The 9981-nt window shown below is 73.0% G+C and carries 9 protein-coding genes; 5 read left to right on the top strand and 4 right to left on the bottom strand.

Annotated elements, in window-relative coordinates; all coding sequences use genetic code 11:
• Window positions 1–670 (top strand): phosphoenolpyruvate carboxykinase domain-containing protein (locus E2E34_RS26135; RefSeq protein WP_138904373.1); only part of this gene is annotated, 670 nt, incomplete at its 5' end.
• Window positions 671–912: 242 nt separating this feature from the next.
• On the opposite strand, the gene E2E34_RS26130 is transcribed toward E2E34_RS26135, so the two are convergent.
• Window positions 913–1302 (bottom strand): SCO4983 family protein, encoded by a 390-nt coding sequence (locus E2E34_RS26130; protein WP_138896078.1) that lies wholly within the window; start codon window positions 1300–1302, stop codon window positions 913–915.
• 101 nt (window positions 1303–1403) lie between these two features.
• Window positions 1404–2615: a pyridoxal phosphate-dependent aminotransferase gene (locus E2E34_RS26125; protein WP_138904372.1), complete on the bottom strand. Its 1212-nt coding sequence runs from the start codon at window positions 2613–2615 to the stop codon at window positions 1404–1406.
• 269 nt (window positions 2616–2884) lie between these two features.
• Here E2E34_RS26125 and mptB point away from each other — a divergent pair, with 269 nt between their 5' ends.
• Window positions 2885–4492, top strand: coding sequence for a polyprenol phosphomannose-dependent alpha 1,6 mannosyltransferase MptB (mptB, locus tag E2E34_RS26120; RefSeq protein WP_138904371.1), 1608 nt, complete (start codon window positions 2885–2887; stop codon window positions 4490–4492).
• A 31-nt stretch (window positions 4493–4523) separates the two neighbouring features.
• Here the strand turns inward: mptB and E2E34_RS26115 are convergent, their stop codons facing one another.
• Together E2E34_RS26115 and E2E34_RS26110 are read right to left on the bottom strand one after the other, a co-directional pair.
• Window positions 4524–6131, bottom strand: coding sequence for an N-acyl-D-amino-acid deacylase family protein (locus E2E34_RS26115; RefSeq protein WP_138904370.1), 1608 nt, complete (start codon window positions 6129–6131; stop codon window positions 4524–4526).
• 94 nt (window positions 6132–6225) lie between these two features.
• On the bottom strand, window positions 6226–7560 hold the full coding sequence (locus E2E34_RS26110; protein ID WP_138904369.1) for an amino acid deaminase: 1335 nt from the start codon (window positions 7558–7560) through the stop codon (window positions 6226–6228).
• 188 nt (window positions 7561–7748) lie between these two features.
• Between E2E34_RS26110 and E2E34_RS26105 the strand changes: the two genes are divergently transcribed.
• From E2E34_RS26105 to E2E34_RS26095, 3 genes are read left to right on the top strand one after another with little or no spacing between them, the layout of a single operon-like run.
• Window positions 7749–8798, top strand: a complete 1050-nt coding sequence (locus E2E34_RS26105) for a sugar kinase (RefSeq protein WP_244316112.1) — start codon at window positions 7749–7751, stop codon at window positions 8796–8798.
• Window positions 8795–9565, top strand: coding sequence for an IclR family transcriptional regulator (locus tag E2E34_RS26100; protein ID WP_138904367.1), 771 nt, complete (start codon window positions 8795–8797; stop codon window positions 9563–9565). The genes E2E34_RS26105 and E2E34_RS26100 overlap by 4 nt, the downstream gene beginning before the upstream one ends.
• Window positions 9562–9972, top strand: coding sequence for a RidA family protein (locus tag E2E34_RS26095; RefSeq protein ID WP_138904366.1), 411 nt, complete (start codon window positions 9562–9564; stop codon window positions 9970–9972). The genes E2E34_RS26100 and E2E34_RS26095 overlap by 4 nt, the downstream gene beginning before the upstream one ends.
• Window positions 9973–9981: the final 9 nt, after the last annotated feature.

The raw sequence follows: 9981 nt of genomic DNA, 5'->3' as shown, positions 1-9981 counted from the left end.
CAGCCCCAACGCCCGCTTCACCGTTCCGGCCGGCCAGTGCCCGATCATCGCGCCCGAGTGGGAGGACCCCAAGGGCGTGCCGATCTCGGCGATCCTCTTCGGCGGCCGCCGCGCGACCGCCGTGCCGCTGGTGACCGAGTCCTTCAACTGGCAGCACGGTGTCTTCCTCGGTGCGAACGTCGCCTCCGAGAAGACCGCCGCCGCCGAGGGCAAGGTCGGCGAGCTGCGCCGCGACCCGTTCGCCATGCTGCCGTTCTGCGGCTACAACATGGGCGACTACATGGGCCACTGGGTCAAGGTCGGCGCCGACAAGGACCAGTCCAAGCTGCCGAAGATCTACTACGTCAACTGGTTCCGCAAGAACGAGGCGGGCAAGTTCGTGTGGCCCGGCTTCGGCGAGAACAGCCGCGTGCTCAAGTGGATCGTCGAGCGCCTGGAGGGCAAGGCCGAGGGCGTCGAGACGCCCATCGGCATCCTGCCGGCGAAGGGCTCCCTGGACACCGAGGGCCTGGACCTCTCCGAGGAGGAGCTGGACTTCCTGCTCACGGTCGACAAGGAGGTCTGGCGCGAGGAGGCCGCCCTGGTCCCCGAGCACCTCAACACCTTCGGCGACCACGCCCCGAAGGAGCTGTGGGACGAGTACCACGCGCTCGTCGAGCGCCTGGGGTGATCATCCCGCGCCACTGAACTCCGCGGCCGGGCCGTCCTGACGTCCGCCCTGACCTGTGGGGTCACCGGCCCACCGCGGCACAGCCCCCCGAAGCCCCCTCACGGCTTCGGGGGGCTGTTCTTCGTGGCTGTGTTCACCGGGGGTTGTCACCGGGGTCGTTCACCGGGGTCGCTCACTCAGGGGGGCGTACGTCGTTCAGTGGCACCCGGCCCGTGCGCCGCAGGGCACGCGGGCCGGGGCCGTCAGTGGGCTCCGACGAGGCGGAGCTCTTCGAGCGCGGCCGCGTGGGCGTCCATGCGCTCGGCGGCGAGGATCGCGACCGCGGTGTCGGCGCGCGAGGCGGCGACGACCAGCGCGCGGCCCGCGAGCTCGTGGGCGCGGCGGTGCAGTGCGATCGTGGCCGCGTGCGTGAGGCCGGCGTGCCGGGCCGGCGGGGCGCCCCGCAACCGGGCGATCTGGGTGGCGATACGGTCGGCCGCCGCGCCGAGCCCCAGCTCGTCGGTGACCGCGAGGAGCGCCGCCAGGTGCCCGGCGAGCTGGATGTCCAGCTCCTCCTCACGGGAACGGTGGGGGAAGTCGGCCCGGTCGGCGGCCATGCGGTGCACCGACTTGCTGCGGATCGGCTCGTACATGGGATGGCCTCCTGCCAGGATCAGGACACCAGCCTACATTAGATTCTGTCTAAAGTTGAGTCGGGTCGAGCCGTGCGGGCCCCGTGTCCCGCCGGCCCCGCCTACGGCTGTCCGTATCCGTCCAGGAAGGTGCCGATGCGCGTCACCGCGTCCGCCAGCTCCTCCACCGCCGGAAGGGTCACGATGCGGAAGTGGTCGGGCTCGGGCCAGTTGAAGCCCGTACCGTGCACGACCATGATCTTCTCGGCGCGCAGCAGGTCGAGCACCATCTCCCGGTCGTCCTTGATGGGGTAGACCTTGGGGTCCAGGCGGGGGAAGAGGTACAGCGCGCCCTTGGGCTTCACGCAGGTGACGCCCGGGATCTGGGTGAGCAGCTCGTACGCCGTGTTCCGCTGCTCCAGGATGCGGCCGCCCGGCAGCACCAGGTCCTCGATCGACTGCCGCCCGCCGAGCGCCGTCGCCACCGCGTGCTGCGACGGCATATTGGCGCACAGGCGCATGTTGGCGAGGATCGTGAGCCCCTCGATGTACGACGAGGCGTGCGCCTTCGGGCCGCAGACCGCCAGCCAGCCGCTGCGGTAGCCGGCGACGCGGTAGTTCTTCGACAGGCCGTTGAAGGTGAGGGTGAGCAGGTCGGGCGCGATGGCGGCGGTCGGGGTGTGCGTGGCGCCGTCGTACAGGATCCGGTCGTAGATCTCGTCGGAGCAGACGATCAGGTTGTGGCGGCGGGCGATCTCGGTCAGGCCGCGCAGCATCTCGTCGTCGTACACGGCACCCGTCGGATTGTTCGGGTTGATGACGACGATGGCCCTGGTGCGGTCGGTGATCTTGCGCTCGATGTCGGCGAGGTCCGGCATCCAGTCGGACTGCTCGTCGCAGCGGTAGTGCACGGCCGTGCCGCCCGCCAGCGAGACGGAGGCGGTCCACAGGGGGTAGTCCGGCGCGGGGACGAGCACCTCGTCGCCGTCGTCGAGCAGGGCCTGCATCGACATCTGGATCAGCTCGGAGACGCCGTTGCCCAGGTAGACGTCCTCGACGTCGAGCTCGATGCCCTTGGTCTCGTAGTGCTGCACCACCGCGCGCCGGGCCGCCAGCAGGCCCTTCGCGTCGCCGTAACCGTGCGCGCCCGCGAGATTGCGGAGGATGTCCTCCAGGATCTCGGGCGGACACTCGAAACCGAACGCCGCCGGATTGCCGGTGTTGAGCTTGAGGATGCGGTGACCCGCCGCTTCGAGCCGCATCGCCTCCTCGAGCACGGGGCCGCGGATTTCGTAACAGACGTTTGCGAGCTTCGTCGACTGGATCACCTGCATGCTGGCCACCTTACGGGTGCATAACGGGACCCGCTTCGTGTTTTTGGCCACGCGGATGCAAGGCCCCTCTCGCGCCGGGCCGTGCTCGCCGCCGGAATCGCCGCACCGGCGGGCGGCCGGCGGACAAGGACGGCGCCGCGCTCCACGGCCCGGTCATCGGCCGCACCTGCCGCTCGTCGCCGGCGCGCGGCGCCGCCGAGCCGGTGCGCCATCCGGGCGTTCCCCCGTGTCCGCCGGCCGTTTCGACGGCTCGGATAGGTTGACCGGTCATGGGGACGCTGAGTGCTGCCGGGTACCGCCGGCTGGGTGCCGTCGGGTCGCTCGCGGCAGCCGCGGGCGGCCTCGCCGCCGGGAGGCTGCCGGCACGCGACCCGTGGGGGCTGTGGGTCCCGCACGGTTCCACTACGACCGTGGCGGCGGCGGTCCTCGCGTACCTGGGCCTGACGCTCCTGGTCGTGTGCTGGTGGCAGTACGGGCGGCTCGTCGCCCGGGGCGCGGCGGGCGGCGTGCGCGACGCCCTGGTCACGCTGGTCTGGTGGGCGGCCCCACTGGTACTCGCCCCGCCGCTGCACAGCGCCGACGTCTACAGCTACATAGCCCAGGGGGCGATGGTCGTCGAGGGCCACGACGTCTACACGTCCGGCCCCTCGGTCATCGGCCCGGACGAACTGGGAGCCGACGCCGCCGCCAGCAGTGGCGCCCAGTGGATGAACAGCCCGGCGCCGTACGGTCCCGTCTTCCTCGTCCTCGCCAAGTGGGTCGCGCTCGCGACGGACGGCCGGATCGTCCCCGCTGTGCTGGGGATGCGGCTCGTCGCCCTCGCCGCGCTCGCCCTGATCGTCTGGGCGACGCTCCGGATCGCCCGCGAGCGCGGCGCCGACCGGACCGGCGCGCTGTGGCTCGGAGCCCTCAACCCCCTGCTGCTGATCCACGTCGTCGGCGGCATGCACAACGACGGTCTGATGATCGCCCTCATGCTGACGGGCCTGGTGTTCGCGCTGCGCGGCCGCTGGATCCTCGGCAGCGCGGTCGTCGCGCTGGCCATGATGGTCAAGTCGCCGGCCGCCGTCGCCCTGCTCTTCGTCGGCATCCTCGTCGTACGGCGGACCTCCGGCCCCCTCCCGCGGCGCCTCGCCAAGGCGTTCGCCGTCCCCGCGCTGGTGGCCGGGGCGGTCGCCGTGGCCGCCACCCTGCTCAGCGGCACCGGCTTCGGCTGGCTGCACACGCAGAGCGTCGCCGGAACCATCCACACCGCCCTCTCCGCCACGAGCGACATCGGCCTGGGCCTGGGCGAGCTGACCCACTCGGTCCTCGGCTGGGACCCCGAGCCGGTCAAACGCGCCGTCCAGACCCTGGGCCTCGCCCTCGCCCTCGCCGTGATCGGTTACGCCGCCCTGGCGACCTTCCGCGGCGTGCGGCCCTGGCGCGGCGACCGGCCGCCGCACCCGGTCCACGCCCTGGGCGTCGCACTGGTGGCGCTGGTGGTCCTCTCGCCGATGGTGCAGCCGTGGTACCTGCTCTGGGGCACGGCGGTCGTCTCCGCCACCGCCTGGAACGGCAGGCTCGGCCGCGCCCTGTCGGTGCTGACGGCCGCCCTCGTCTACGAGACGCACCCCACGGGCAGCACCCCGGGGTACGGCTTCTTCCTCGCGGGCGTCGTGTGCGTGCTGGGCACGGTCCTGCTGCTGCGCGAGCGGCGCGGTGCGTGGCCGTGGGAGTGGGTCCCGCAGGCGGACGGGGCCCGGCGTTCCGGCGTACCCGTGAGCGGGACCGTACGACGGCCGTCCGCGCCCCTCGCGCTGCCGTCGATGAGGACGCCCGGCGAGCCGGTCGGCGGACCGGACGGCGAGCCGCAGCGGCCGGCCCCGGTCCGCTAGCGGGCGGCCGGCCGGGTCGGCGCGGACCCCGTCAGGCCGTACGCCGTACCGACCGCCCCGCGAGGACGTCCGTGCGCCTGCCGTCCTCGATCACGAACCGGCCGTCGATCAGGACGTGCGGGATGCCGGCCGGCAGCGTGCGCGGGGCCTCGAACGTGGAGCCCGCCGCCACCGTGTCCGGGTCGAAGAGCACGAGGTCGGCGCGGTGGCCCTCCCGTACGAGCCCCCGGTCCGGCAGCCGCAGGCGGGCCGCCGGGCGCGAGGTGAGGTGGGCGACGCACTCCTCCAGGGAGAGGACCCCCAGGTCGCGGGCGTAGTGGCCCAGGTAGTGGGGGAAGGTGCCGTACGCGCGCGGATGCGGCTTGTCGCCCTGGAGGATGCCGTCGCTGCCGCCGGTGTGAACGCGGTGGCGCATGATCGCACGGACGTTCTCCTCGTGGCCGACGTGCTGGAGGATCGTCGAGCCGAGGTTGTCGTCGATCAGCAGGCGCCGTGCGGTGACCCACGGTTCCTCGCCGCGCCGGGCGGCGGACTCGGCGATCGTCCTGCCCACCCAGTCCGCGAGGCCGGGGTCGCTGACGCCCGAGATCTCGATGGTCTCCCACTCGATGGGGACACCGTGGCAGCCGTCCGCGCCGACGACCTCCATGTGGTGCCGGATCCGCTCGGCGCTCTCGTCGTCCCGCAGGCGGGCCAGGACCGCCTCCGGGCCGCCCTCGCCCGCCCAGCTCGGCAGCATCGCGACGAGCGTCGTGCAGCCGGGCGTGTACGGGTAGGTGTCGAGGGAGATGTCCGCGCCCTCGTCGAGCGCCTTGTCGAGGAGCCCGAGGAGATCGGGCGCCCTGCCCTTGTTGACGCCGAAGTTCATGGTGGCGTGGGCCAGATGCAGCGCGCAGCCCGCGTCGCGGGTGAGGGTCACCATCTCCTCGTACGCCGCGAGGGCGCCGGCGCCGTACGAGCGGTGGTGCGGGCAGTAGTAGCCGTCGTACGCCGCCACCACGCGGCACAGTTCGGTGAGTTCGGCGTCGGTGGCGTACATCCCGGGGGTGTACGTCAGGCCGGACGACATGCCGACGGCGCCCTGCTCCAGACCCTCGGCGACGAGCTGCTTCATGCGGGTGACTTCGGCGGGGGTCGCGGGGCGGTCGTCCCAGCCGGTCGCGTACATGCGGACGGTGCCCTGCGGGACGAGGTACGCGGCGTTGACGGCGATGCCCCGGTCGAGCCGGTCGAGGTACTCGCCGACGGTCCGCCAGTCGAAGTCGACGCTCGTGTCCCCGGGCGCACCGCCGTTCCAGCCGGTGATGGCCCTGCGGACCTCGGTCAGGGTGCGGTCGTCGACCGGGGCGTACGACAGTCCGTCCTGGCCGAGGACTTCGAGGGTCACGCCCTGGGCGGCCTTGGCGCTGTGGTCGGGGTCGCGAAGGAGGGCGAGGTCGCTGTGCGCGTGCATGTCGATGAACCCGGGGCAGAGCGCGAGGCCGTCCGCCCGCAGCATGCGGCGCGCGGAGAGCCGCGGGCCGCCGTCGCCCTCCCGGCGTATCGCGGTGACGCGCCCGCCGTCCAGGGCGACATCGGCCCGGTAGGACGCACCGCCGGTGCCGTCGATGACGCGCGCGTCGTGGATGACGAGGTCCATGGCCTGCCTGCCTCTCGAAGTGGCTGCTGAGTCGCGTCGCCGCCGCGCGGGGCCTTCGGGGCCCCGCGCCCTGGACCGCGGCGTACGGGCGGGGCTAGAAGAACGTACGGACGTAGTCCGTGACCGTGCCGTCCGCCTCGACCAGGGGGATCAGCTGCCACTTGTCGAACGACGTGCAGGGGTGCGAAAGGCCCAGCCCCAGCCAGTCGCCGACCTCCAGATCCGCCTCCGGCTCCGTACGCACCCAGCCGTGCTGGTCCGACAGGCCCGTGACCGTGATGCCCGACGCCGCGCGGATCTCGCCCGTACCGGCGTCCCGCACCGCCTGCGCCTCCGGCAGATCCAGGTCGTACGCCGCGTCCCGCTTGCCCGCGTTCACGAACGCCTGCCGCGGGGTCGGCCGGGAGACGACCTGCGCCCACAGACGGAACGCCGGCTGGAGCGCGCCCTCCTCCGCGACCCGGTTGAACGGCGTGAGGCGGCGGTAGTGGCCGTCGTCGTGCGAGACGTACGCCCCGGACCGGAGCAGCTTGAGCACCGGCAGCGACAGCTCCGGAATCCCCGCGAACACGTCCGCCACCGCGTCGAACCAGGCGCTGCCACCCGCGCTGATCACGATCTGCGCGCAGTGGGCGAACCGGCCCGCCTTGTCGAAGTCCACCGCGAGGGAGACCAGTTCGCCCACCCACGCGCGGACCCTCGCGCCGTCCGCCCGGGGGACCTCGCCCTCGTACCCGGCCACGCCCACCAGCCGCAGCGTCGACGTGGCCGCGACCGCGTCCGCGACCGCCGCGCACTCGGCGGCCGACCGGGCGCCGGTACGGGCCCCCTCGCCGGCGCCGAGTTCGACGACCACGTCCACCGGGCGCGAGGCGGCGGCCGCCCGCAGCGCCTCGTCCATCAGCTCGACGCCGCGCACGGAGTCGACGTAGCAGATGAACCGGAAGCCGGGGTCCGCGTCCAGCTCCGAGGCCACCCAGCGCAGCGCCACCGCGTCGACGACCTCGTTGGCGAGGAACACGTTCTGGATGCCGTACGCCCGGTACACGCGCGCCTGGTGCGGCACGGCGGCGGTGATGCCCCACGCCCCGCGCTCCAGCTGGCGCGCGAAGAGCTGCGGCGACATCGACGTCTTGCCGTGCGGGGCGAACGCGAGGCCGTGGCGCTCGGCGTACGTCTCCAGCAGGGCGAGGTTGTGCTCGACCGACTCGGCGGAGAGGGCGAGGACGGGGGTGGTGAACCCGCCCGTGAACAGGTTGCGCCGCTCGGCGGCGAGTTCACCGACCGTCAGCCCCTCGGCGTCCGGCGGCAGCGCCTTGAAGCGGTGGTCCACCCGCTCGCCGGCGAGCGCCGCGAGGGCCTCCTGTGCCGCGCGGCCCGCGACGGCCTCGTGGTCCGCGTCTCGTCCGACCGGGTTGTCGACGGCCATACCGGGCTCCTCACACGTCGTGTTGCAGGATGTGCAACGACCATTGCGCATATCGCTGGACGCTGTCTAACATCCGAGCCGATGCAGGGTCAATGGTGAGGAGCTCGATCGTGACCGCGCCCGCGGACGAAGCAGTAGGACGAAACGAAGACGCCGCCGCGGTGGACGTGGTCTGCCTCGGCGAGTCCATGGTGACGTTCCTGCCCTCCCGGCCCGGCCGCCTCGCCGACGTACCCTCCTTCGGCCGAGGCATCGGCGGCGCCGAGTCCAACGTCGCCTGCGCGCTGGCCGCCGCCGGCCACCGCACGCGGTGGGTGGGCCGGGTCGGCGCGGACGGCTTCGGCGACCACCTGGTCGACACCATCGCCGGGTACGGAGTCGACACCTCCGCCGTCCGGCGCGACCCGCACCGCCCCACCGGCGTCTACTTCCGTACGGCCGACGACCGCGACGCCGACGGCTTCGAGGTCGTCTACTACCGCGCCGGGTCCGCCGCCTCCGCGATGTCCCCGCTCACCGTGCCGCTCGACGACCTCGCCGCGGGCCGCGTCCTGCACCTGTCCGGAATCACGGCGGCGCTGTCCGCCGACTGCCTCGCCCTGATGCGCACGCTGACCGCGCGGCGCGCCGGCCGCCCCCTGGTCTCCTTCGACGTCAACCACCGCGCCGCCCTGTGGCGCGGCCCGGACGGCCCCCGGGTCCTGCTCGACCTCGCGCGCGGCGCGGACCTCGTCTTCGTCGGCGAGGACGAGGCGCTGACCGCGTGGGGCGTACGGGGCGGGGCCGCGATCCGCGCGACGCTCCCGCAACCCGAGACCCTGGTGGTCAAGCAGGGCGCGGCGGGCGCGACGGTCTACACCCGCACCGCCCACGGCAGCGACACCGTCACCACCGTCCCCGCACCGCGCGTCGACGTCGTCGCCCCCGTCGGCGCCGGCGACGCCTTCGCCGCCGGGTTCCTCTCCGCGACCCTGCGCCACCTGCCCGTACGCGACCGGCTCCGGCACGGCCACCTCATGGCCGCGGCGGCCCTCACCGTCCCCGGCGACCTCGGCACGCCCCCGTCCCGCGCGCACGCCGACCGCCTCGCCGCCCTGGCCCCACCAGCCTGGGGGAGACTTCGACTCGGCCCCGGCTGGACCGCAGCGAGTGAAACGGCCGGAGCAGCACCAGCGACCGGAGCAGGGGGCCCAGCACCCGCACAGGGCGCCCACGACCAGGAGGAACGTACGCCATGAGCCAGACCGTCGACCGAGCGCTGAGCATCCTGCCGCTGCTCGCGCAGGGACCGGCCGACCTCGGCCAGGTCGCCGACCGCCTCGGCGTGCACAAGTCCACCGCCCTGCGCCTCCTGCGCACCCTCCACGAGCACGGCCTCGTCTACCGGCAGCAGGACCAGCGCTACCGTCTCGGCGCCCGCCTCTTCGCGCTGGCCCAGGAGGCCGTCGAGAACCTCGACGTGCGCGAGATCGCCCACCCGCACCTCGCCGCCCTGAACAACGCCTGCGGGCACACCGTCCACCTCGCCGTGTACGAGGAGAACGAGGTCGAGGTCCTCTACATCGACAAGGTCGAGAGCCGCTACCCCGTCCGCATGTACTCGCGCATCGGCAAGCCCGTCGCGATCACCGTCGCCGCCGTCGCGAAACTGCTGCTCGCCGACCTCCCCGAGGCCGAACGCCGCACCATCGCGGAGAAGCTCGACTACCCCGCCTACACCTCCCGTTCGACGCCGAACGCCGCCGCGTTCCTCAAGGAACTCGCGCTCGTACGCGAACAGGGCTGGGCCACCGACCTCGGCGGCCACGAGGAGTCCATCAACTGCGTCGCGGCCCCCATCCGCGGCGCGGACGGCCGGGTCGTCGCCGCCATGTCGGTGTCCGCGCCGAACGTCGTCGTCACCGCCGAGGAACTCCTCACCCTCCTGCCGCTGGTACGCCGCACCGCCGACGCCATCAGCCGGGAGTACTCAGGCAACACACCCCCTAAGGAAGCAAGCGCATGAGCGAGAAGACCGCCATCACCCCGCCGACCCACACCGCCCCGCCCGCCAAGTTCTCCCACGGCGTACGCAAGGGCAACATCCTCCAGGTCGCCGGACAGGTCGGCTTCCTGCCGGCCGTGGAGGGCCGGGCGCCCACTCCGGCGGGCCCGACCCTGCGCGAGCAGACCCTCCAGACCTTCGCCAACGTCAAGGCGATCCTGGAGGAGGGCGGCGCGAGCTGGGACGACGTCATGATGATGCGCGTCTACCTCACCGACACCGGCCACTTCGCCGAGATGAACGAGATCTACAACGCGTACTTCGAGGAGCAGGGCCTCAAGGAGGCCCCCGCCGCCCGTACGACCGTCTACGTCGGCCTCCCGGCCGGACTCCTCATCGAGATCGACGCGCTCGCCGTCCTGAGCTGACGCCCGTCC

Source organism: Streptomyces albidochromogenes (assembly GCF_005981925.1).
Classification (GTDB): Bacteria; Actinomycetota; Actinomycetes; order Streptomycetales; family Streptomycetaceae; genus Streptomyces; species Streptomyces albidochromogenes.
Note: the sequence above shows the minus strand (reverse complement) of the source record. Positions and strands in the feature narration are given on the sequence as shown.